Annotated in this window: 21 protein-coding genes and 1 tRNA gene; 12 read left to right on the top strand and 10 right to left on the bottom strand. The window is 50.7% G+C overall.

From position 1 onward, the window contains the following. The 3 genes from GHO42_RS25905 to GHO42_RS20745 form a co-directional block, all read left to right on the top strand. On the top strand, positions 1-248 hold a 248-nt coding region (locus GHO42_RS25905; RefSeq protein ID WP_218576012.1), incomplete at its 5' end, for a GNAT family N-acetyltransferase. 378 nt (positions 249-626) lie between these two features. Next, positions 627-2,057 carry a DUF2971 domain-containing protein gene (locus GHO42_RS20740; protein ID WP_178126943.1) on the top strand — a complete coding sequence of 477 codons (1,431 nt, stop codon included), beginning with the start codon at positions 627-629 and terminating at the stop codon, positions 2,055-2,057. A 407-nt stretch (positions 2,058-2,464) separates the two neighbouring features. Beyond that, a complete protein-coding gene (locus GHO42_RS20745; RefSeq protein ID WP_153326768.1) occupies positions 2,465-3,886 on the top strand; it encodes an SEFIR domain-containing protein in 1,422 nt (473 codons plus the stop codon). 319 nt (positions 3,887-4,205) lie between these two features. On the opposite strand, the gene GHO42_RS20750 is transcribed toward GHO42_RS20745, so the two are convergent. The 3 genes from GHO42_RS20750 to GHO42_RS20760 form a co-directional block, all read right to left on the bottom strand. Further along, positions 4,206-4,613: a hypothetical protein gene (locus GHO42_RS20750; RefSeq protein WP_095022933.1), complete on the bottom strand. Its 408-nt coding sequence runs from the start codon at positions 4,611-4,613 to the stop codon at positions 4,206-4,208. Positions 4,614-4,749: 136 nt separating this feature from the next. After that, the gene (gene umuC / locus GHO42_RS20755; RefSeq protein WP_095022934.1) at positions 4,750-6,027 is read right to left on the bottom strand and encodes a translesion error-prone DNA polymerase V subunit UmuC; all 1,278 of its coding nucleotides are present in this window, start codon (positions 6,025-6,027) and stop codon (positions 4,750-4,752) included. Beyond that, entirely contained in the window at positions 6,017-6,445 is a 429-nt protein-coding gene (locus GHO42_RS20760; RefSeq protein ID WP_153326770.1) for a LexA family transcriptional regulator, read from the bottom strand. The genes umuC and GHO42_RS20760 overlap by 11 nt, the downstream gene beginning before the upstream one ends. Positions 6,446-6,596: 151 nt before the next feature. Here GHO42_RS20760 and GHO42_RS20765 point away from each other — a divergent pair, with 151 nt between their 5' ends. Then, a complete protein-coding gene (locus GHO42_RS20765) occupies positions 6,597-7,283 on the top strand; it encodes an SOS response-associated peptidase family protein (RefSeq protein WP_153326843.1) in 687 nt (228 codons plus the stop codon). A gap of 440 nt (positions 7,284-7,723) precedes the next feature. Then, positions 7,724-8,023: a DUF3077 domain-containing protein gene (locus GHO42_RS20770; RefSeq protein WP_153326772.1), complete on the top strand. Its 300-nt coding sequence runs from the start codon at positions 7,724-7,726 to the stop codon at positions 8,021-8,023. Positions 8,024-8,270: 247 nt separating this feature from the next. On the opposite strand, the gene GHO42_RS20775 is transcribed toward GHO42_RS20770, so the two are convergent. Beyond that, positions 8,271-8,942: an HNH endonuclease gene (locus GHO42_RS20775; protein WP_153384178.1), complete on the bottom strand. Its 672-nt coding sequence runs from the start codon at positions 8,940-8,942 to the stop codon at positions 8,271-8,273. Between the two features lie 2 nt (positions 8,943-8,944). Continuing rightward, positions 8,945-11,284, bottom strand: a complete 2,340-nt coding sequence (locus GHO42_RS20780; protein ID WP_178114937.1) for an AAA family ATPase — start codon at positions 11,282-11,284, stop codon at positions 8,945-8,947. A gap of 516 nt (positions 11,285-11,800) precedes the next feature. Between GHO42_RS20780 and GHO42_RS20785 the strand changes: the two genes are divergently transcribed. From GHO42_RS20785 to GHO42_RS20805, 5 genes are read left to right on the top strand one after another with little or no spacing between them, the layout of a single operon-like run. Further along, the gene (locus GHO42_RS20785) at positions 11,801-12,232 is read left to right on the top strand and encodes a TIGR03757 family integrating conjugative element protein (RefSeq protein WP_178114938.1); all 432 of its coding nucleotides are present in this window, start codon (positions 11,801-11,803) and stop codon (positions 12,230-12,232) included. Next, a complete protein-coding gene (locus GHO42_RS20790) occupies positions 12,229-13,167 on the top strand; it encodes a TIGR03756 family integrating conjugative element protein (protein ID WP_153326777.1) in 939 nt (312 codons plus the stop codon). Before GHO42_RS20785 ends, GHO42_RS20790 begins: the two co-directional genes overlap by 4 nt. Next, entirely contained in the window at positions 13,116-14,534 is a 1,419-nt protein-coding gene (locus tag GHO42_RS20795; protein WP_371926146.1) for an integrating conjugative element protein, read from the top strand. Before GHO42_RS20790 ends, GHO42_RS20795 begins: the two co-directional genes overlap by 52 nt. A 10-nt stretch (positions 14,535-14,544) precedes the next feature. Further along, the gene (locus tag GHO42_RS20800) at positions 14,545-14,883 is read left to right on the top strand and encodes a hypothetical protein (protein ID WP_153326781.1); all 339 of its coding nucleotides are present in this window, start codon (positions 14,545-14,547) and stop codon (positions 14,881-14,883) included. Continuing rightward, complete coding sequence (locus GHO42_RS20805; RefSeq protein WP_178126944.1) at positions 14,880-16,412, top strand: conjugal transfer protein TraG N-terminal domain-containing protein; 1,533 nt, start codon at positions 14,880-14,882, stop codon at positions 16,410-16,412. Before GHO42_RS20800 ends, GHO42_RS20805 begins: the two co-directional genes overlap by 4 nt. Here the strand turns inward: GHO42_RS20805 and GHO42_RS20810 are convergent. From GHO42_RS20810 to GHO42_RS20820, 3 genes are all read right to left on the bottom strand, one after another. Next, the gene (locus GHO42_RS20810) at positions 16,409-16,780 is read right to left on the bottom strand and encodes a hypothetical protein (protein ID WP_153326783.1); all 372 of its coding nucleotides are present in this window, start codon (positions 16,778-16,780) and stop codon (positions 16,409-16,411) included. The genes GHO42_RS20805 and GHO42_RS20810 overlap by 4 nt on opposite strands. Before the next feature lie 241 nt (positions 16,781-17,021). After that, the gene (locus GHO42_RS20815) at positions 17,022-18,011 is read right to left on the bottom strand and encodes a zinc-dependent alcohol dehydrogenase family protein (RefSeq protein WP_095025873.1); all 990 of its coding nucleotides are present in this window, start codon (positions 18,009-18,011) and stop codon (positions 17,022-17,024) included. Between the two features lie 105 nt (positions 18,012-18,116). Then, positions 18,117-19,019: a LysR family transcriptional regulator gene (locus GHO42_RS20820; RefSeq protein ID WP_095025872.1), complete on the bottom strand. Its 903-nt coding sequence runs from the start codon at positions 19,017-19,019 to the stop codon at positions 18,117-18,119. 509 nt (positions 19,020-19,528) lie between these two features. Between GHO42_RS20820 and mobH the strand changes: the two genes are divergently transcribed. Together mobH and xerC are read left to right on the top strand one after the other, a co-directional pair. Further along, positions 19,529-21,367 (top strand): MobH family relaxase, encoded by a 1,839-nt coding sequence (mobH, locus tag GHO42_RS20825; RefSeq protein ID WP_153326785.1) that lies wholly within the window; start codon positions 19,529-19,531, stop codon positions 21,365-21,367. Beyond that, the gene (gene xerC, locus GHO42_RS20830; RefSeq protein ID WP_153326787.1) at positions 21,364-22,743 is read left to right on the top strand and encodes a tyrosine recombinase XerC; all 1,380 of its coding nucleotides are present in this window, start codon (positions 21,364-21,366) and stop codon (positions 22,741-22,743) included. Before mobH ends, xerC begins: the two co-directional genes overlap by 4 nt. A 363-nt stretch (positions 22,744-23,106) precedes the next feature. Here the strand turns inward: xerC and GHO42_RS20835 are convergent. Both GHO42_RS20835 and queC read right to left on the bottom strand, forming a co-directional pair. Then, positions 23,107-23,182 (bottom strand) — tRNA-Lys (locus tag GHO42_RS20835). A 74-nt stretch (positions 23,183-23,256) separates the two neighbouring features. Further along, positions 23,257-23,949, bottom strand: a complete 693-nt coding sequence (gene queC, locus GHO42_RS20840) for a 7-cyano-7-deazaguanine synthase QueC (protein WP_095001772.1) — start codon at positions 23,947-23,949, stop codon at positions 23,257-23,259.

Below are 23,949 nucleotides of genomic sequence, written 5' to 3' on the forward strand. Positions count from 1 at the left end.
GCCATCTTGGCCTCCTGGCTTTAATGGCGGTGTATTTTACAGAAAATCGTATTTCTTGGGTTTACGTACAGAGCCTAGAAAACGAAGCTCGAAAGGAGGGCTGCTTTCATTTAATGCTTGAAACCGGCTATCGACAACTGGAAGCAATTTCATTTTATGAGCGCAACGGATATCAGCGTCGAGGGCCATTCGGCGGATATGAATATGATCCCAATAGTATATTTTTGGAAAAGCATCTCGAATCATAGCGTCCATATGCAGCTGTGCTGGCCGGACGGATATTGCTCTAAGCGCAGCATTGAATTGTTTCGATGAAATCCTCAGAAATCATCACAAGGGTTCGCAGAGGCGTCTTTACACACTCTGTACCGAAAGCAGACTCTCAAGCTATTTTTATTATCTTCAACATCCCCCCTGGCGGCCCATCGGCCATTCTTATTGCGTAATTGCGTGATGGCCAGGCTTGAAACCATTGGCCCTAGAACCCACGATAGACCGCTATCGGCCAGAAGCTGACCTTAACTGACGTAACCTTGCTGGTATGACTTGCAGTGACGGGTCAGATCGAAGCGTAGATGCCCGGCGTTGTGGCAAATGGAAGCTCAAACAGACCTGGAGTGACAGTAGTGCTCAATCATCTTTATAGGTTTCGCCCTGTCAATAGCCTTCTTGGTGGTAACAGAGAAAGCGAGCTGGAGGGGTGCTATATCTATTTCTCGCCACCGGAAAAGCTCAACGACCCACTGGAAGGACACCGAGAGGTCATATGGAAAGGAGATTCGGTCGTATGGGAGAATTTCTTCCAGCACTTCATGGACTGCTTACTCATTCGAAATACCCAATATTTTACTGGTGAGTTTGAAGCTTTAGATTTTCCTATATATCCAAATTATGAAGTTCAAGCAGTGCCACCTGAAAATTACAGAGAGATTGCCGATCTTGTATTGAGATTTTTTGACTCGCCAAATGTAAAGAGACATATCGCAGTTTTGGCATTTAAGGAGCGAGAAGTAAATCAGAACGAGCTAATGCTGCACCTGCGGTCGATTCAGTCCTTTGCAATGCATATTATTTCTGAAGTATTAGTATCCTACAAACTTGTTGAAAAAGGCTACGGTATAAATGGCGCACCGCATGAGGAGCTGCTGACAGTCTCAACCAATCTTCTAAACTATTTCGAAGGCCTAGGTGATGAGCTGTTAGAAGCTGAATTCGACAGTTCTGCATTGGCATTTTTAAGAAGTGATGATCTGGTAAAAGGTTATGCTAGGTCGAAAATAGGCGAGTCTCAAAATTGGACACGGCTTTGCATAGATTTTCCGGAAGAGTTTTTGGCCTCAAGGATCAGACTCACAACTTCTGAATGGTTTGTAAGCTGTTTCATGGAGAATTGTGAGAACTCGGCAATCTGGGGTACGTATGGCAATAACCATCAGGGCGTTTGTCTTAAGTTTAAAGTGAATAATGATGAAGGGCAGCCTGGAATCTCGCTGATGAAGCCCGGATTAAAGCAGGGCATAAAGTGGTGGACTCAAACCAAATTTCACTTCAGTAAAGTCTCCTATACAGAAAAGAGCCCTGATCTTGATTTCTTTTGTAACCTAGCTGGATATGGCGCTCAAGAAGTTATAGACAAATGGTATACCGATAAAAGCGGAAATATAAGCTCACGAAAAATGGATGTTTTCGAGAATCAACCGCAATGGCATGCTAATTATCACAGAGACAATTTTAAAAGCCTTACGGTAAAAACAAGGCACTGGTCGAATGAGCAAGAGTACAGGCTTATTCTAAAGCCTCAGTTTAACTCCTATATTGACGAAGATGATAGAAAGCTCCGTTACACCTTTGATGATCTGGACGGTATTATATTCGGGATAAAAACCGCTGATTCAGACAAGTATAAGCTTATTGAAATGGTAGAGAGGATGTGTCAGACAAGAAACCGTGAAGAATTCACATTTTACCAATCGTTCTATGATTCTTCCGCTGATGCCATTCTTTATCGGCCAGTCGCTCACGTTGGCAAACAAGGTGTTAGAACGCATAGGGACTGAGCACCGGTCCAAGCTGACCGCCGGTTTGATGAGAAACGGCGACTGCTCAGAGCGATCTCATCGAAACTCGAAGCGAACAAGATCTAAAAACCTCTCGTCTTTCGAGCTTCCATTCCCTTTCCAATCGCCACCCCAACGAACTTTGACCCCTACCTTCAGAACGGGCCGGAGTCGGCCAGAAGCTGTCATTGACCATGGGACTGCTCGCGGCCTGGGGCTGAACGATACGAACATAATTCGCAAGCACGTTTGTTGAATTTTGAAAGACATAAAGAGGATGGCGGACTTGGAGTCGAAGATGTTGGGCTTCTCGCAGGCTCAAAAATACCGACTCTGCTTGAATTCTCCAAGGTTTCGCACATAAGCTGCATTACTTAATCCAGCACAGTGTTCTGAGAGGCTAGACATTGAAAGATCCAAAAGTTTTCATTTCTTATAGCTGGTCCAGTCCATCTCACGAACGTTGGGTTCTGGATCTCGCAGAAAGCCTTATGGCATCAGGAATAGAAGTCAAATTAGATAAATGGGATTTGAGGCTTGGTGGAGATGCTGTTGCTTTTATGGAGTCGATGGTAACCGATAAATCCATCGATAAAGTGCTAATAATTTCAGATAAGAGTTATTCAGAGAAAGCCGATGAGCGTCGCGGCGGTGTAGGAACAGAGACACAAATTATCTCCAAAAAAGTGTATGAGCAAGTAGATCAAGAGAGATTTATAGCAGTAATCGCAGAGAAGGATGACGAAGGTAAAGCATATATCCCCACCTTCTATCATTCTCGTCTATATATTGACCTTAGCAATCCAGAAGCTTATTCCGAAGGGTTCGAAGAGCTGATTCGATGCATCTACGGCCAGCCCCAATATCAAAAGCCGAAACTAGGAAAAAAACCAGATTTTCTTAGCAAAGAAATTACTATTAATCTCGGCACTGCCCCATTAGCCCGACGAGCCATGACGTCCATTAAGGAAGGAAAAAATATTGCAGGTGCTGCGCTCGAAGAGTACCTGACAATTTTTGCGGAAAACTTAGAGCGCTTCCGAATTGAGCATAAAAATGAAGCCCTATTCGATGACCAAGTAGTAGCAAATATTACAGAGTTTGCCGCGTACAGAAATGAACTACTCCAGGTAGTTACAAACACAGCACGATACTTAGATCAGCAGGAAGCCGCAGATCATCTTCACAGATTTTTAGAAAGCATTTTAAGATATCAAGAAGCACCAGAAAATTTAAATGGCTGGCGAGAAACGGACTTCGATAACTACAAGTTTATAATTCATGAGATATTTCTATATACAATAACCATCTGCTTAAAATATGGCAAGCTACTGATAGCGACCCAGTTATTGGATAAATCTTATTATGTTAATTCTCGTCGCGCCGCCGCATACCTTTCCAACTACGAGTGCTTTTATAACGACGCCAGCATATTAAGCCAGAGAAATCAACGCCTTCAGTTAAATAGAACATCCCTAAGCGCAGATCTCACGAAAGAGTTTAATAACACCAGCGGTGTAGATTTTTCGAGTCTAATGCAAACGGATTTCCTATTATTCGTTCGGTGTGAAATTCATTCTGGCCATTGGTGGCCTAAAACTCTTGTATATTTGGGCCATTATCCAGGTGCTTTTGAAATCTTTACTAGGTCCGCTTCAGCCCAATATTTTGAGAACCTGAAGAAAATTCTCAAAGTGACTGGCAAGGATGAACTTGAACAGTTTGTGGCGGACGCCACTCAGCGCGGAGGCCGTTACTACGGCTTTAGTCCTTGGGGAGTCGACTGGAAGAGACTTATGAACCTCGATGATCTCAACTGCTTACCCTAACGCGCCTACTCGACCGAACCTCGCATCTGTATGGAAAAAAAGATCGAGCCGAATATCACGATGCCTTGAGAGTAGGCTCGGAGAGCTTCCTCTTACGGGCTTCAAAAAAACGCTTGCTAGTACCCGCTTTTGCCGTTTCCTGCTGTTCGTGAAAGGCTGCATCGGCCAAAAACGGACGTTGGCGAATGACCGCTTTCGACCCAAAGCAGCCCTTCGTGGAGGACTGCTTACAGCTAAAAGCAGTCGCCCACTAACGAGTACTTCCGCCCAATAGAAGGCGTTCGTACCAGAGATGAATAATCCGTATCCGCCAGTGAATCTAAGCGTCAGATTCTTTTTTTGTGAGCCTGATGGCTGTGGTCATATGCTGTACAGCGTAGGTCTTGTACCAATTATTCATGCCTGCAATAGCTTTTTGAGCTGGTGCCGTCTCCGCTGCTCCGACTAATTCCGCACAAGCCTGCGCCATTGAGACAAGAATGCGTGCTGCTTCGGGCACGTAAGGAAGGTCATTTCCAGCCTCATGACGCTCACGAATAATCTGGTAGCGAATGTTTTCCGGGAGCGTCCAAGCACTGATTAAAAAGTCCTGAACGGAGTAATCAACGCCTTTGATTTCTACGGTCGCGGAGCGATGTTCTTCATTGAATCCTGCCGTTTCGATCAGCTCACAGCTATCGATGACAGTACTCATCATTTCTCGAATTTGTTGCCAATCAGTTTTCATTTGAATTCCTTTTCATTGTTTTCTTTCAGCAGGATACGTTGAGCGTCTTTCTGTGGACAGATGAAAGGCAGCTTATGGCCGATAGCTACCATCCACCATTTGCAGCAGCTATCCGTTTTCAGCCCATGCACGCTGTCTAACAGGAAACCCGCCACAACTGATCCAACCTCGTCGTATAGCTCTGACTCATCATCTCCCGCCGCATGCCCCAATCGGGTTTGCTCGGCACACTGGCTGCACGCAGCGTGCCCCTGCCCCAGCGCCCGTTGATCTGATCCAGCACCGCCATCACCCTGGACGCTTCTGCGGGCTGATTGACCGCAAACAGGTCATCAGAAAACTCTCCCGGCTGACGAAGATCCAGCAGCAACACCTCAGCCTTGCTGTACTTGTACCCGAGCTGAAACACATGCTCCAGCGCATCGACTGCCGCCTTGGTCAACAGTCGCACATCATCCGTCGGGTATGGCAGGGTCACGATCACCCCTTTGGCGTATTTCGCTTCGTCCGGGTTGAACATGCCGGTACGGATGCTGACTCTGACTTTCTTGCAGTAGGACTTTTGTGCCCGCAGTTTTTCCGAGGCGCGCATCATGTACGTGGCCACCGCCTCTTTGATCGGTGCCAGTTCGGTCAGCCGTTTGCCAAACATCCGACTGCAGCAGATTTCCTGCTTTGGCGGGTCAGGTTCGTCCAGTTCCAGGCAAGCCGTACCCGACAACTCACGAGCGGTTTTCTCGATCACCACGCTGAATTTTTTACGCAGGGACCACGGATCAGCTTTGGCCAGGTCCATCGCGGTCTTGATGCCCATGCCCTCCAGGTGAGCAGTCATACGGCGTCCTACTCCCCAGACTTCAGACACGGCCGTATTGCGCAGCACCCAGTCGCGCTCATGGTCACCACACAGGTTCACCACGCCGCCGGTGTGCGCCTGGAGGCGCTTGGCGGTGTGGTTGGCGAGTTTGGCCAGGGTTTTGGTATGGCCAATGCCAACGCCCACGGGTATACCGGTACATTTGAGGATTCTGGCGCGCAACTCCCGGCCCATGGCGCTGGCATCCGCAATGCCGGTCAGGTCGGCAAAGGATTCATCGATGCTGTACACCTCCACTGCCGGCACCATGGACTCGATCAGGCTCATGACGCGCTCGCTCATATCTCCATACAGCGCATAGTTCGATGAGAACGCGACGATGCCCTGCTGCTGGAGGCGTTGTTTGATCTGGAAATAGGGCTCGCCCATTTTCACAAAGGGCTTGGCGTCGTAACTGCGGGCGATGACGCAGCCGTCATTGTTGCTCAACACCACGATGGGGACTTTGGCCAGGTCAGGTCGGAATACTCGCTCGCAGCTGGCATAGAAGCTGTTGCAGTCAATCAGGGCGAAAACCGGCTTGGGCTTAGTGACCATGGCTGCGCACGCTGTGAGTAATCACCCCCCAGATCGACAGGTCGTCTCCCTCCATGACATGCCGGTCCGGGTATTTGCTGTTTTCAGACTTAAGGATGACATCCTTCCCACGGATACACAGACGTTTGCAGATCGGGTCATTGTTCAGCAGTGCCACCACGACATGCCCGTTAACGGGCTCGACCGAGCGATCGATGACCGCCAGATCCCCTGAGAAAATGCCGATGCCCTGCATACTGTCGCCATCGATAGTCGCGAGGTAAACGTGGGGCGCACGCACGTTGAGCACTTGGTCCAGCGAGATGACTTTCTCGATATGGTCCGCAGCCGGTGACGGAAACCCGGCTGGAATCTTGAACGAGCACAGCGGTAAACGAACCCCGCCTTCAGCAAGTGGACCCAAGAGTGTGAAGCTCATGACGCACGCCTTTAATAAACTGTATGTATATACAGTTAACGTTGTAGGACGCATCCGATCAATATTTCCGACAGATGTTTCTGACAGGAGGAGCACCCGACCCGATGAAGCTAAGCTCTGAACAGCACTGTCTTTGTCAGAGGTGATCACCATGTGCGGAAGATTTGTGCAGTCCCAGGGCATCGCGGATTACCTGGAAGTGTTGGCATCAGACCGAAAACTCGTCAGCGGGTATGACAACCAGCCCATTGGCCGCTACAACATCGCGCCCAGCACTCGCGTCAACATCCTGCACGGGGTGCCAGACGGATTACGAATAGATCCGGTGCGCTGGGGCTGGGCGCCCTTTTGGGCCAAGGGCAAGCGCCCTGATCCCATCAACGCCCGGGTAGAAACCGTCACCACGGGCAAGTTCTTCAAGCAACTTTGGCCAAACGAACGGGCTCTGGTGATGGCCGATGGGTGGTATGAGTGGGTCAAGGATCCGGACGATCCCAAGAAGAAACAGCCCTATTTCATTCGACTTAAAAGCCAGGCCCCCATGTTCTTTGCCGCGCTGGCCAAGGTTCATCCTGGGCTCGAGCCAAATGAAGATGACGGCTTCGTGATTATCACGGCCGCCAGCGATCAGGGGATGGTGGATATTCATGATCGCCGCCCGGTGGTGCTTGCGCCTGAGCATGCCCGGGAATGGGTGGAGAGCGATCTGGATGCACTAAGAGCTGAAGAGTTGGCGCTGGAATGCAGCCAGCCGACTGAAGAATTTGAGTGGTATCCGGTAAGCACAGCGGTAGGCAATGTAAGAAACCAAAGGCCTGAGCTGATCAAGCCGCTTTGAGGGGCAGCTACGATGGGAGCGCAGTTGCACTTTCGAAACCTGAGGGGTAACCTTTTGCTGTCGCTGCAAATTCAGCGACCGGACGTCGCGGTCCGATAGACAATAGGCGCACAAGCGCCCCCATAACAATTGCAGGCGCTTTTTTTGCGTTCGCAACTCCGTGTTATGGCGGCTGTGCGTGGGAGACCTTCGGGTCTGCCGGGTTCCTATTGTCCCGGTCCGCGAACCCGCGCACAGCTGCCACCCTCATTCGTTTCGCGGCGAACCGTGGCAGCTCCTCAACAATAGGAGTTACGCCAAGTGAAACACACTCTCAATCCGTCCAAAATTCACCCAGAAACTCATCGAGCAATGGATCTCGCGGTCATACAGACCAACTCCAGACAAATTAGCACCCAAAATTCAAAATCCCGGCACCTGGATTTGAAAGGCGGTGAACTATGATCTCGTCACCTTTGATCGAAACGGTTGGTGGAGCCTCGTTCGGCAAATGCAATGCTCAGGATCAGCGCCTGTTTAGTATCAACCCTGGGGTTTCGGGCGAAGAAGCACTTCAGCACGCCTCTCTCCTTTTAAACTGTGTGAACACACTCTCGTTCTTGGGAGCCATGGACGATGGCCACGAGACGATGCGATGGGCTTCACATTATCTGAGCGAGATGGCGAAGGCGCTGATTGATGACGTTATGCTTGGGATTCAACAGGTGCAGGACAGCGAATACAAATCTACAAATTATTAATGCTCATAGCAAAAAGCCTACACACAGCAAAGATACGCATTGCAAATATATTGATCGCAACTTGAATCACTGGCTATTTAATTGAGACTGTTGGGTTAGGGGGGGTGATAGGATGCCCCCCTATTTCACACATCTGCTAGCCCTAAAGCTCCCTGAAACCATCTTTCACTCGCGTCTCTACCACTCCCTGCAGCGCCTCCTGAAAAGCCTGCAAAGCCGGTCTGTCTGGAGCGTCCGCAGACGTATCTTAATCTCGCATGAGGCATTCAAATTCTGTCAGAACAGGAGTATTACGATACAACTGTTCCTTACCCACAACCTTACTTAGCAAACTTGAACATAAATGTTTACCTTGAGCCGTAATACCAACATATGCAATCAATTTAACGTCATTAGTTTCAACGCGTACAAATCTGACATGCTGGTTAAATTGGTGAAATCTTGGGTGAAAAAAGTGCCCACTTTTTTCAGGGATTGGATAGCTCACATATGGTGGCGCAAACATACCCCAATCGTCCGCGGTCTTAGCCGAATTACACGCGGTACACGCCACCGCCAAATTCCAGAAATGGAGTGCAAACTCAGGATAGATATCACGAGGCAGAATATGCTCGATAGGACTGGCATACGCATTATTCAACAACCACCTGCGACAGTAGCAGCACTCGTGCCCTTGCTGGCTTATCAAAAACTTTCGCAATGCTTGCTTGATCTTAGGGCCAGTGATATTACCGCTGGGCTTGCCGTAGTCACTCAACTCTTTCCAAACGCCTCTATCACCAGCCTGCGCTTTTTTCCGTAATGTTCTAATCACGACAAGCGCATTACGCCTGTGCTTTTTAACTGGGTATGCATTGCCCCAAAACTGTTTTGCAAGTGTTCTCATCATGAGCGGAGTGGGTAGCAATGGATCGGTCATTCTTACAGTTCCTTGCCCGCCAAATCATAAATCTCATCAATAGCTAGCTTAGCCTGCTCAACGAGACTTATATCTTGTTGCGAACGAACTTCTTGCTCATTCCCACTCGAATTTATAATTCCAGTCATATCATTTAGCTCATCCAACATCCCCCTTTTCTGATCCAGATCGAGATTTCCGGGAGCATTTACTGCTCGAATTGCCTGTGAAACTAATGCCGCACATCTCTCATGGACTTCACGATTATGTGGAGTGTAAACCTTAAATCCCTCAAGTAAAATAGTTTCGACAGAATGCCTCTGCTCTGGAGGAATAGGCGTTAGAAAACCTTTATTCGCCAAAAAGCAATAACTTTCCTCGCCTCCTACATTCGCCACAACTGTCGGAGAGTGCGTAGCGACAACAAAACTACATTCAAGCTTATTAGAAATAACCTCAAAAAGTTTGGGAAGCATCTGTTGCCAATGCACATGCAGACTAATTTCAGGCTCATCAACTAAAACCACAGCACCAGGCTCAACACTAGATATTATCTTTGAGAGCATTAAAACAATACACTGCTCGCCGGAACTCAGATTTTTAAATCTAACTATATTATTACTATCCTCACGCATCAATGCAGGCTCAAAGTCACGACCAACACCCACTTCCTTGATAAGGTTCCTGTTAGCCTGAGACAATTCAATAATCAAGTGCGAATTATCACCTCTCAGCAGTGCTTCATCCGTCAAATCCTCACGAACCATATAAAGCCGATGTTTCAAATTAACAAGATCCATAACGGATGCAAATACATCCCCGCGAGGTGTCGCATTAACAATCTTCATTAGTGACTTCAGCAAATTTCGGGCAATCACTTTATCCGATCGACCTCTCAACCTACTCTCACCGCAGTACTTGAATAGACGGTGTTTAGAGCTAAAACGATCTGCAGCACCTGACGAAACACCTAAAACAGGAATTTCAAGCTCACATAAGTCATCAACAAGATTAGAGAGCAGCAGACTTTTACCTGCTCCATTATTACCAATTATGTAAATCAATCGACATTTATTGGGATTTCCAATAAACAGAGAGATCACCGGCTCAATACTGAGAAGACGATAAGTACTGACAGGCTCAGCCAAATGCCGAGCCACTGAAACAGCACCTTTATGAAACACATCAGAACTTACAACCTTACAAACAGCGGGAATATCTTTGTATTTAGCATCTAAAATCTTATTGGAGCCGTCACCAAAGCTTCGTGCAAACAAAACCTTCAGCGGTTCTTTCATAAGTGCTGGATAACGCCCTGCTCTAAACTTTACTTTTGACGACCACAAATCCACCAAAGCAGCCGCAAACCCCACAGCATCCTCAGTTGTCACTCCCCGTTCAAGGTCAACTATATGACTGACATTCACACAGAGCGTTCTATAACGTATAAGCTTTGACTTATTCAACAGCCACGCAGTCAATCTCTTGGGCCTACCCCCATGATCAAAGCTTGTAAATTCAATTACGACTTCAAGTAAGTCCTCATGATATAAATATTCTTTAACTCTCTTTCTAAGATTAGCATCAGAGCCATCATTTACTCCTTCCAATACCACCAGAAGCTTTTCAGGAAGCTTATGATTTTTAAAAAGCTCATCAAGCTGACTCATTGATGTCACTACAGAGGAAGAACCAGATAGAATATCTAAAACCCCGAACAAGTCGGACTCAGGCAGTTGTAAATCCGAGTCAAGAGGAACAGGCTCTATATCGTGCACCACTAGCCTTAGCAAAACTAAATCCTGGTATGACGTACTATTATTAGGATTAAAATAATACTGAGGATAACGCACCGAATTCCATCTTGGTAAAAAGGCCTCCCCAAAATAGAGAAAGTAATCAACTACATCCATCTCACGCTTCAGCCCAGTTACAAGTGCTGCGATAGTGCCCGGATGCTGACGACCAAGTTTAACGTAAGAAGACACAACAAAATAAAAAATATAGTCATACAAAAACAAAATATTATCGCGCGTGGCGGAAGCGCACGCCTTACTCACAACCCGCTCTACAACATCGTACCCAGAAAAATCAGAGAAATCGACAGATGCACGCCCATATTGCCTAACATAGTAACCCACTAAGACCTCAGCAAGTACCAGATTATCTTTTTTCTCATTGTACGAATCGTGCTCAAGACATTCTCCGATCCATTTACTAGCTTCCCAATCAACACAGCGTACGGCAATAAGATATAGCGCCGCGGTAAAGAAATCATACTTATCCACCTCAATACAATCCAACGCCAACGCTTCAAGATCACGAATAACTTTCGCTCCAACAAGTTCCCGTTCGTCTAGCATCACCACTCCTATCATTTTCTTCAATTAAAATCAGAGACAATATTACTCCACATCAGCCATAAACCACCACAACTATAAACTACTACTGATATCCAATCTTTGTATCCAACCCGCCAACCTTTCAATCCGAACAACACCAACACCAATCAACCCCTCATGCCAAAACCTCCAAGCTTGTTACATACCTACTAGCACTATAACGACCATCTTGAGCAATCTGATGCTGTGCAGATGAGTGAATTCGTTCACAACTCGAACACATTTTGCAACACGCCTTCGCTGCAAGCACACCCACTGAGAAAAATACCGTACCAACAAAATGTGGTTACGCTCCTGGTATTTATAGAATTTTACGCGGATCGATAATTGGCTGTTGCTACGGAAGCCCTCGATCGATCCGGATCGCATAGGCCCAACCTCAGTAATAAATAAACAACTCACCAAAAAATAATTTCTTGCTGCGTCCGTTATTACTTTCCTGTTTCTTGTACCAAAACCCACCTCAGGCGTAGCATTATGTATTCACTACAGGAACGTCCCAATCAATCACTTCCTTTGATGATCGCCCTTGTCCTAGTGTCCAGCCCAGGCATCACCCAAGCTGACACCAAGGTTTTCACCGATAAAGTACGCCCTGTAATAGCGACTGATGAAACCCTCATCAGTCATATCGACCAACAGCAACACCTCGAAACCGAACTATCCCGCGCCCTCCCCTCAGATCCGCAACAAGCTGCGGCTATCATCCAGAACCGCTTGAACAGCCCCTCCGGCAAACGCCTGCAATCCGACCTCGCCAAAGCCCAACAAGATTTAACTGACGCTTGGAGCCTGGGTATTGAGAAGATCCCGGCCGTGGTCGTTGATCGACGTTATGTGGTCTATGGCGAACCGGATGTGGCCAAGGCCCTGGATCTGATCAACCGCGCCAGGAGCCAGCCGCAATGAATCGCCACCTGCTGCGCCCGGTCTCGCTGGCCCTTATCTGCAACCTGCCCTTCAGCGCATCCGCATCAATCAACTCGGCCACCATTGTTGCCTCTTCGCTCTCGCCACAGTGCCTTGAGTACAAAGTGGTCGGAATCTGCTACTGGCTGTTGTGTACGACGTTCGGCTGCAAGGTGAAGACTTCCACCAAGGTGCGCCATTACGTACCGGATGCGGTGGTGTCGGCGTACTCTAATACAGGGGCGAATCCGTGGGCCGAGCTGACGGTGCTCGGCACGCCTACTCCGCTGTCTCAAGCGGGTAATGACGCGACCACCAACCATATCGGCGAAAACGCAGCGCTGAAGTTCAAGGAAGCGGATGTGATCGGGCATCCCGGCGGTGCGACGTTCAGTCAGTTTGCCAGTGCTTCGGGGTATGCCTGCCAGGGGGCGACGTTGCCTCTGGTGCCCTACTTCGTCAGCACGCTTGATCCGATTGCCTGGCGATACGGCATCCCCGAATCGATCTACCCCGAAGCATTGATCCCCGGTCGGCGTGAAGTCGGCAGCATGGCCACCGCGGAACTATGGGGTAACGTTTATCCTCGCAGTGGCTTTCTACATCAGTCGGATGACTACAAAACGGGGGCTGTGATCGCCCAGCGGGCGGGTGATATCACCACGCGCTCCGGCCAATTCCACGTTTACTTACCCATGCTGGCCAAGGCCAAGGATGGGTATTGGCCAGCTGGTGCGCTTGTCGAGGGCGACGCCAAGACCGGTAAATGGCAAGAACTGAGACCACGCACAAGCCAGTCCTGCGCTGTTTTTCCCAATAGTGACGTTCAGATCCAGGCAGAAGACGGTGGCTATACCTGGGCACTGTGGCGGCCTTATTCGTGCTGCCAGCGGCGCGGTCAAACTTTTCTCGGCAGTACGGACTACCAACAATGAGCAAGCTAACGCTAGTTTTCAGTGGGCTTGGGCTGCTGTGGACTCTCGCAAGTTCGGCGGTTTTTGCAGCCGACCCGATAGGCGCCTCTTCCTCCGGCAGTGTCATCGGTGACGATGTGCTTTACAGCATCGGCGGCGGCAGCGCGGTGACGATGGGCAGTGCCGGGAATATGGACAGCATCGCAGTGGGCGGCGGCTGGAACAGCAATCTGGTCTGCGGAAACATGAGCCTAAGTAACACGCTGGAAAATCAGTTGAACGGGGCAACCGCTGGTTTCCAAAACATCATGACTTCAGTAGTGCAGAACGCCACTGGTGCGGTGGCCTCACTGCCCGCCTTGATCCTTCAACGTACCAACCCGGCCCTCTACAACTTGATTACCAATGGCATTCTGCAGGCCCGGCTGGATTTTGACCGCTCCAAAAGTACCTGCCGCGCCATCGGCGACAGGATGGCCGATATCGCAGGCAACCAAATGGGCTGGGGCAAGCTTGCCGAAGGCCAGGCTATGAGCAAGACCTTGCAGTCCAATACGGACGCCGTATCTGCAGTCGAACAAGTCGAAAAGAAAGGCGGTAATGATGGCGTGACCTGGGTCGATGGTGATCGCGCAGGAGGCTCCGGGCAAAAGCCGATTCGCATCGTGGGGGATGTCACCAGGGCCGGGTACAACCTGCTGAACAAACGCGCAGCCAATGACTCATCCTCGATCAACAAGGACATATGCGGCAATGGACTGGTGTGCAATGTTTGGTCTTCCCCTCAGGAAGCCAGCACTTTCGCCAACCGTGTATTGGGGGAGCAGCAGCAACAGACCTGTGACAACTGTCCAAAAACGGTCACTGCCGCAGGCGTGGGCCTGACACCTCTTATCCAGGAAACCTACGATATCAAGTTAAAGGCCCTGCAAGAGCTGCTGACAGGCAGCAAAGCGTTGTCAGTGGACAATCTAAATGCTGCCAGTAGCCATTCATTGCCGATCACGCGGGGCGTGGTGGCGGCACTGAAAGATGAACGTGATCAGGATGTGCTTGCCCGTCGATTGGCCTCGGAAGTCGCTTTATCCGATGTGCTGGAGAAGGCGTTAATTTTGCAACGCACGCTACTGGCTGGCAGCCGCGAACCCAATGTAGCGGCCAATGATCTGGCCCTGCAGGCCGTCAATTTGCAGAGTTCGTCGCTGCAGCAGGAAATTGGCAACCTCAAGATCGAGTTGGACATGCGCCAGCAACTCGCGAAGAACTCGCCCATGGCCATCATTGAGCGCAGTAAAGCCCGGGCTGAAAACTCTCGCGGGGTGTTTCAGGGAGACCCTGAGACTGGCCGCCTGAACCAGTTGCAGTCGCCAGCCAAAAGCAACCCGTGAGGCATAGACCATGAACCGGCGAATCGGGCACCGCATCCTCATCGGGCTTGGCGTTTTTCTCGCTGTCTTCGTCCTCGCAGTGTCGATGAGTGCCGCCTTGCTGCGCCTGTTCGACAGCGTCCAGCAGTGGCAACAATGGCGGGCAGATTATTACTGGCCGCTCCTCGCTTGGCGTTTGCTGCTCTACGCCGTACTGACTGTGGGCTGGCTAAAGCTCAAGGCTCGTCTGTGCAAACTACAGCGCCTGTACAGTCGCGGCCGCTTGTTGAAAATAGAAATATTGTTCGTCTTTTTGGTACTGCTGATTGAGCTGAGCAAAGTACTGTTTCAGAACGGAGGTGCGCAGTGACCCTCTACACCAATGATTACCTCGAGTACTACCTGACCCTGGTCGGCTGGCTAATCAACAACGGAATTTGGGCGATGATCCAGGATAGCGGGTTGTTTGCCCTGCCCTTCTGCATCATCGTTGTTCGCGAATGGGTGAAGGTACGCGGAGAAGGTGCTGACGAGGGCAACAAGGGCGTGCTCTCGCTGGCACGGATCGAGACCAGCATCTATATCGGTTATGTGGTCGTGGCGCTATGTGGCGTGCCGGCAGTCAATGTGAGCTTCGATACCCTGGCGTTTGACCAAAGCAGAGCTCAGCAGTGCCAATACAGCCTGCCTGCCCCAGGAGATACTGGCTGGAACACCTCATTCAGTTCACTGGCTGGCAAAAGCGCTCATATGCCAGTGTGGTGGGCCTTTATGCATGCACTGTCCAAGGCCGTGACTAGTGGTTCTGTGGCTGCAATCCCGTGTGGAACCGACCTGCGGCAGATGCGAATGGCGATCAATCAGACGCGGGTTAACAACCCATTACTGGCCCAGGAAGTGGCTGACTTTACTCACGACTGCTACGGACCTTCGCGCGCGCGGTTGTTTATGCGCAGTCCTGACGTGGTGGCTGTAAACAACAAAACAGATGCCCTCTCTGACCTGAGCTGGATTGGATCGCGCTACCTGCTCAATACAGCAGGCTATTACGACACCGACTATTCCAGAACCCCCAGAGCCTTGTGGCCCTATAACCCGGCACGCGACGTTGGCTTACCCATGGTCACGGGTGGTGGCGGGTATCCGACATGCAAACAATGGTGGATCGACGGCGGTACAGGACTGAGTGAGCGTCTGCAGAAGCAGGTCGACCCCGATGTTCTGACTCGATTCTTGGGATGGGCCAAGTGGCTGTCTTCAGATCAGATCAACGAATCCCTCGTTCGACAATTAGTCTCCCCTTCAAATCAAGTGCAAGGCGATGTGTACACAGACTACGGCGGGCAGATCGGCGGAACGGTTTGGAATGGACTGGCCCGGGCAACCGGCACATTCGGGGTTGCGATTGGCTCTTTGGGCTACTTCCCTGCAATGGATATGGTTCGCCAGGCGTTACCCATGGTTATGGCATTTTTGAAGATGGCCATGGTGATTTGCATTCCACTGGTGCTGGTTGTCGGCGCCTATCAGCTAAAAGTGGCCATGACGATGTCCGTGGTTTTCTTTGCGCTGATCTTTATCGACTTCTGGTTTCAGCTCGCACGATGGGTCGATAGCAGCATTTTGGATGCGCTTTATGGCTCTGGGTCGCCACATCTGAGCTTTGATCCGGTAATGGGGCTGAATACCGCCACTCAAGACGCCATCCTGAATTTCGTGATGGGGGCAATGTTTATCATCTTGCCGCTTTTCTGGATGGCGACACTTGCATGGGCTGGTATGCAAGTCAGCGGTGTTATTGAGGGGTTAACACGAGGATCGCAACCCGTAGATAAGGCAGGCGCAAGTGGCGCCGGGGTTGGGAAACAGGCTATCGGATCAGTTGGCGGCAAAGCCTAAAAATCGGTACGCACATCATCTGCACGGTAGTACCCCCAGCCCTCTGGACCATCACGCCATATAGCATCATCTTGCTCATGGTTGGAATGGTATTCCTCACCTAGATGTGGGGAGTCGGAAGGCGCCGCACCAGGAGCCACGTCCATTTTAGGTAGTGCCCAAATGATCAGCCCAAAGCAAGCGACCGACAAAAAAACACTCACAAACCAAGTTACAGTTTGAGCCACCAACACAGCGACCAGGATGAAGAAAGCACAACGCTTGACCCATCGTAGTGCTGAATTCTGATCCTGAAAGAAAAAACGCACACATCGACCCAAGCTATAGCCCAAGAGGCCTGCAAGCTTCTGGGTAGTCTGCGCAGTCATGGCAATTCTCCTTTGTAGCCCGTGCTGAGGGCGACCTGAAGTTACCTATACGCCAAGAGTAATTTCTATGCAAATCGATTCAGATGCCAATAAAGCCCTGCGTAAAGCCAGATCTGACCCAAAAATTTGGACATAAACCTTTCGGCGTCAGATCAGACATGATGGCACTCTCCTGGACAGTTTCGATGGATCTCAGGCGCAGGTGTTGGACGGATGATTACGCTTCAACTGTTTGGTAGAGTCAGATTTCGATAACGATTTTGCCGATTTGTGCGTTGGACTCCATGTATTGATGAGCCTCAACAATCCTTTCGAACGGGTACTTTTTTGCAATCAATGGATACAGCCCACCGCTCTCAAGCCCTTTGATGATGAAGGTTTTGGCTCGGCTCAGACGCTCTGCGTCTTGAGTGACCTCAAACAACTGATACCCGCGAATAGTCAGGTTCTTACCCAGTACTTCCATTACCGGAATACGCATTTCACTGGTGTCTAGTGCGCCGTACTGGAAGAAGATACCCAGGGGGGATAATGAATGGAGGATGCTCGCAACCTCGACTCCCCCGACCGGGTCAAATGCCATACGAGCACCTTTACTGCCGGTAATGCGGTTGACCTCAGTAACGAGATTCTGTTCTTTAGTCGCGATCACATGAGCAGCACCAGCATCCAGGAGAGCTTGCCGTTTTTCACTTGTGCGGGTAAGTGCCACAGGCACTGCCCCTAGCAAATTTGCGATCTGAATGGCGGCTAAACCGACACTACTGGAGGCTGCGCGGATCAATACAGTCTCGCCTTTTTTAAGACCCCCAATGTCGATCAGGGCTCCGTACGCTGTAACAAACTGCATCCAAGTGGCTGCTCCCTCGACTGCCGTCATGCCAGCCGGCTGCTTCACAATGGCGTGTAGTGGAGCGATGACTAACTCGCCGTACATTCCATAATCAGCGAAGGAAAACGCAGGAATGACGTTAACTTCATCGCCAATGGCGAACTCGGTAACACCCTCCCCGATGCTTTCGATGGTGCCAGCAGCTTCATAACCCAATATGGCCGGCATTTCAGGAATGAAGGTGTACTGGCCTGAACGATACATTGCCTCGGCACGGTTCAACCCCAAAGCTTTCACCTTGATCCGGACCTCTCCAATGCCTGGAGCGCGAACATCGACGTCATCGATCTGAAGCACTTCTGGGCCACCCACGCGGTGGAAACGGACGACTTTTGACATTGCTCAACTCCCGATATCTGGAAAACGTCAAAGGTAATCCGTTCTTTTGTCGCCCAGAAGACCGGCCTAAGACACAGACTGTTATCCTAAAAATAACAATCCGGTCTAAGTCAGATCATGAGTTGCCATCAATGCCTTTAACCAATGTACGAAGGCTTCGACCTTTGGCGGTAATAAATCGCGGTGTGGATAGAGAACGGAGATTCGCTTGGAGGGCACGGGGTAACCGTCTAGCACTCTGACAAGCGAACCGTCTTTCAGGTGATTGCGAACCGTCAGCTCAAGCGCTTGGAGCAATCCAAACCCGGATAACGCCGACGCAACAAACGCTTCAGTATCGTTCACGTTAATTCCCGACTTTAGGCGCATACTCGTCACCTGCTCGTCCAAGGCGAAGAACCATTCGATTGGCCGTGGATTGGTACCAGAGAAATAATTAACTGCTCGATGGCTGGCCAGATCGTCTAATGTGCGAGGTTCACCATAACGATCAAGGTAGGCAGGCGCAGCACATGTCACCATCGGTAGGTAGCCGATGCCAGTTGCGACCATGCTTGAGTCTTCGAGAGCCCCTAACCGCACAACACAATCCACGCCCTCTCCGATCAGGTCGACAGGCTTGTCGCTCGCGCCGAGGGTCAACTCAATATGTGGATACCGACTTTGGAAGTCCATAAGGGACGGGATGATAAGCAGCTTCCCAAGGGCTACAGGCATATCAATTCGCAACTTCCCGGCGAGCAGTGCCGGACGGTTACCGAATGATGCCATGACCTCATCGACCTCACCCAAAATAGCCTTGCACCGCTTGTAGAACGCCTCCCCCTCAGGAGTGAAGCTTACCTGGCGGGTTGTTCGGTTAAGCAAACGCCCTCCCAGTTGCTGCTCCAAATTCTGAATCGTTTTGGAGACAGCAGGTCGGTGAAGGTGCAAGGCTTGCGCTGCTTTGGTAAAACTGCCGGTTTCGATGACGCTAACGAAAACCTGCATCGAGTGAACGATGTCCATCAAAACGAACCTGATAAAAGATCATCACAGCATAACCGAACTGCTGCCGCATAAGTGTGCGCCCGCCCCACAACGCGACTAGCACCTTTAAAGTGTTGTGTGTCTGGATATAACTTTACCGGGTATTTACAACAGAGCTCAAAAACAGAAGCCAAAATGGTTTAAAGGATAATGGAAGGGAGCCCAAGGGTAAAAGCCCCATCCGAAAGGGCTTGCTGCGCAAAAGGCCTGTCCCTGCAATAGCTTAGGCCATCACTGTCACCAACTACCGACCATTCAGCCGTCACGCACACAACCGACAGACAACGAATAAACGACGGCACCTACATGGCTAAGAGACCCATCCGATTTCCAAGCCTTTTTATAGGCCCCAAAATCACTCCGACTTCATGGACGTGATGGCATATTGCCTTTTTAAATAGGATGAGCAGCGGGTGTTATTTTCCCGTTGAATGGACCCCATCTGATAGAGGAAAAGCCCGCCCCATGATTCTTATGTGGAGCTGGCCATGCTTAGTTTATTTCGCCGTAGCAAAACACTTCCTGACCAAGCACCGCCCCCAAACGGTTTTTTACAACCTGCTTGCGGCCAAACGCTTCTGGACACACCGCGACGGCAAAAAATGCTGGAGCACATCTGGCAACGGGCATCATTATCCCGTGCGCAATTTGAGCGCTTGTACCGCCACCCAATAGCTCGCTACGCCGAACTGGTTCAGCTCCTCCCAGCCTCACAGAACCACCACCATGCACACCTTGGCGGGATGCTGGATCATGGCCTGGAAATCGTCGCCTACGCCTTGAAAATCCGCCAGACCTATCTGCTTCCCATCGGCGCGCCTCCAGAATCGCAATCGGCTCAAGCCGAGGCCTGGACTGCAGCGGCAGCTTATGCCGCGCTGATACATGATCTAGGCAAAATTATCGTCGATGTACACATCGAGCTGGAAGATGGGCAAATCTGGCACCCTTGGCACGGGCCCATCAAGCGCGCCTATCGCTTCCGCTATGTGGACGGGCGCAATTACCAGCTTCATGGTGCAGCTGCAGCGCTGATTTATACGCAGGTACTGACCCCGGATATTCTGGATTGGCTTATTGGCTTTTCTGAGCTGTGGGCGCAGTTGATCTTTATTCTGGCTGGCCATTACGAGCACGCCGGAATTCTCGGTGAAATTGTCGTCAAGGCAGACCAGGCATCTGTCGCCCAAGCGTTGGGCGGCAATCCGTTACGTGCATTGTCTGCGCCCAAGCAGTCTTTGCAGCGACAACTGGCTGATGGTTTGCGCTACCTGGTTCGCGACACTCTCAGACTGAATCAAGCAGATGGGCCGGCAGATGGGTGGCTGACACACGATGCACTCTGGCTCGTCAGCAAACCCATTGCAGATCAGCTTCGAGCCTACTTGTTGACTCAGGGCGTCGAAGGCATACCCAGCTCCAATGCGACCTTCTTCAACATGCTGCAAGATCAGGGTGTTATTCAGACCAATGCCCAGGACAAGGCGATCTGGAAGGCAACGATCGATAACGGCCGCGGCTGGCGGAATACCTTTACGTTGCTCAGGCTCTCTCCTGCCCTGATCTGGACCGACGCGAACGATCGTCCCGCTGCTTATTCGGGAACGGTACAGGTCGAATCAGGTACCTCCGCTGATGACACCCAGAGCGATGCCCAGAGCCTCCCTCCGAGCTCGCAACAAAGCCCCCCTTTCGTATCAGCAACCCCATTTGTAGCAACTGTAAATGTTCCGTTCGAGCACCTCCCCCCAACCGCCAGCGACCCGGCCGAGGTTGAAGCATTGATGGCTCTACTAGACGACATCAAAACGCCGCTGGATTCACATCCGGTAACCAGCCCCATCGAACCAGAACCCACGCATGCGAATGCTGGAAATGAGCCGCTCTCTGAAACCCTAGCCGAAACTCCCCGTCAGAAAACCGAACTGGGCCAGGGGTTTGTTGATTGGCTCAAGGAGGGGATCGCTGCCCGACGAATCATCATCAATGACACCAAAGCACTGGTGCATACCGTAGCGGGGACTGCAATGCTGGTGACACCCGGAATTTTCAAAAGGTTTGTACTGGAGTTTCCTGCCCTTGAAGCCCAGGCGAAAGCCCAGGAGTTGAATGCATGGCAACTGGTACAGCGCAGCTTTGAGAAACTTAAACTGCATCGCAAAACAGCAAAGAGCCTCAACATCTGGACATGTAATGTGGTTGGGCCACGCAGCACGAAAAAGCTACGCGGCTACCTGCTGCAAGACCCACTGACTGTGTTCAATGAAGTCCCATTCGACAATGTGAGCCTGAGTCTTGTCGTCGAATCAGCCGAGGGTTCCAAATGAACACCCCGCTGGAATTGACACAGGACTACATTTTTACCCATGACCTTCGAGAAGCCAGCGGAAAGATCTACCTGGCCTCGACTCGCGCGCTACTCAGGCATTTTGGCCACAGCGTATCCGTCAAAAATATTGACCACCGCTCAATATTGGGATGGCGCAGAAAAGTACTGGCAGAAGGACTCACCAAACAAAGCTGGAACACCTATTCAAACCACCTGCGCAGCATATGGGGATATGCCATTGAACAAGGCACATTGACTCATTGCGCAATCAATCCGTTCAAGAAAACCACGGTCAACCCACCGAGAAGAGCCAGTAAAACGATTGACCGTAACGCGATACGAACTGCGCGCGAATGGCTAAAGTCACTGGTGATCGAAGAGCACAGCACAAATGAACGCAGCAAAATAACGCCCGCCTGGTTCTGGCTCACCGTGTACGAGATGTTTTATTACTCGGGGATTCGTATCAATGCGCTACTGAATTTGCGGTACCGGGACATCGATTGGGGCAATCGCCTGATTCAAGTACAGGCTGATACAGAAAAAACCCACCGTGAATTTTTCATACCCATTCCAGTTGGCCTGGAGCCCCATATTCGCAGGCTGCTAGATGCCGCCGATGAAATTGGTTTCGGACCGAATGACCAGATTTTCAACGTCAACAGGTTTTCCAGCCACTACCGATCCAAGGTCATGAATATTGACCAGGTCGAAGGAATGTATCGCAAGCTTATTGAAAAAATGGGCGTTCGAATGACCCCTCACCGATTCAGGCATACGCTGGCTACAGATCTGATGCGCCAACCGGAACGAAATATCCACCTGACCAAAAGCCTGCTCAATCATTCGAATATTGCTACGACCCTGTCCTACATTGAGACCGATTACGATCATATGAGAACCGTGCTGCACGAACGCAGCCTGATTCAGGGGGCGGTCGCTCTCGAGCGCCGTGTGGACGAACAGAGGCCTATGGCCGCTTTGGTGGAATTGCCTGCAGCGGTTGCCGAGATAGAACCCTCTCAGGACTGCCCACCACCATGTGAAGCCACGGTAACCGCGATCACGCAGGTCGAGAAGATACAAAAGATCGAAGCAGCGTCTCCGCCGCCGCTATTCCCAGCCGAACCCTCATCGACATCAAAGCTGCTGACTCAGGTCACCAGCCTGGCTTCCGAGCGCTACACACTTGAACAGGCAATTCTTCCGGTGGGTACGGGGCTCAGTCATGAGCTCACATGGGATGGACCTGGCACATGGTGGCAAGAACTGGGGCTTCCACCAGCCGCCATGGATGAAGGTACGGAGCCCTCTCTGCTGCTCACCTTGATGATCAGTCAGGTCGGTGGCATGAAGATCCACAATTGGGGCTAGGAAATGCGGAACCAGGATCGTAGCAATCGCACTGAAGGCAACAAACCCCGGAGAGATCCGAGCAGGCTTGTAAGCTCAAGGTAGCAATCATCTGAAACGCTTTGCAGAGCAAAAAGAATGTTCCTGCAACAGCAAAATCCACCTTCCGACAGACATTGCTTAAATCGCTAAAAACAGCCAATAACTCGACCGCTCCATATTGACATCACCTGAAGTCGAAATTAGTGTTCGACTCAGACGGCTGCATGTCTGCAAAGTGTGTGTTGTGCTTTGTACACCTTCCAGCCCCCGCCCTACCAAATCCCAGACACAAAAAAGCCGGTTAATCCTGAGGACTAGACCGGCTGTTTTGGTGTAGCGATATGGTGGGTCGTGTGGGATTCGAACCTACGACCAATTGGTTAAAAGCCAACTGCTCTACCAACTGAGCTAACGACCCGCTTCGTTGTGGGGCGTATAATACTGATTTCTAACGAGAATTCAATACCCGCTCAGAAATAAATCGGAAATAATTCAAAAATAACGGGTTGGGTCGCTAATTCCGGCAGCTGCAAAGCCTTCTGCACGCAAACGGCAACTGTCGCATTTGCCACAGGCACGCCCTTGATTGTCAGCCTGGTAGCAGGAAACTGTCAGCGAATAGTCCACGCCCAGCTTTATACCAGCCTGTACGATTTGTGCCTTGCTCAGGTTTTGCAGAGGCGCCTTGATACTGAAGCCCTGCCCCTCTACTCCGGCCTTGGTCGCCAGGTTGGCCATGACCTCAAAGGCCTCGATAAACTCTGGACGGCAGTCCGGGTAACCCGAGTAGTCCACCGCATTGACACCGATAAAAATATCTCGCGCCTGCAGCACTTCTGCCCAACCCAGCGCCAAGGACAGGAACACGGTATTGCGTGCCGGAACATAAGTAACCGGAATGCCTTCACTCGGGGCCTCGGGCACATCTATGGAGCTGTCGGTCAATGCCGAGCCACCCATGCCGTCCAGGTTCAGGCCGATAACTTTATGCTCAACAGCACCCAGATCCCGTGCAACACGTGCAGCAGCGTCCAGTTCAGCACGATGGCGCTGACCGTAGTCAAAGCTCATGGTGTAGCAGCTGTAGCCCTCGGCACGAGCCATGGCCACGACGGTTGCCGAGTCAAGGCCGCCAGACAGCAGGATCACGGCCCGTTTTTCAGTGACAACAGTTTGTTCAGTCAT

The organism is Pseudomonas sp. FSL R10-0056 (assembly GCF_009600105.1).
In the GTDB taxonomy this organism is placed as follows: domain Bacteria; phylum Pseudomonadota; class Gammaproteobacteria; order Pseudomonadales; family Pseudomonadaceae; genus Aquipseudomonas; species Aquipseudomonas bubulae.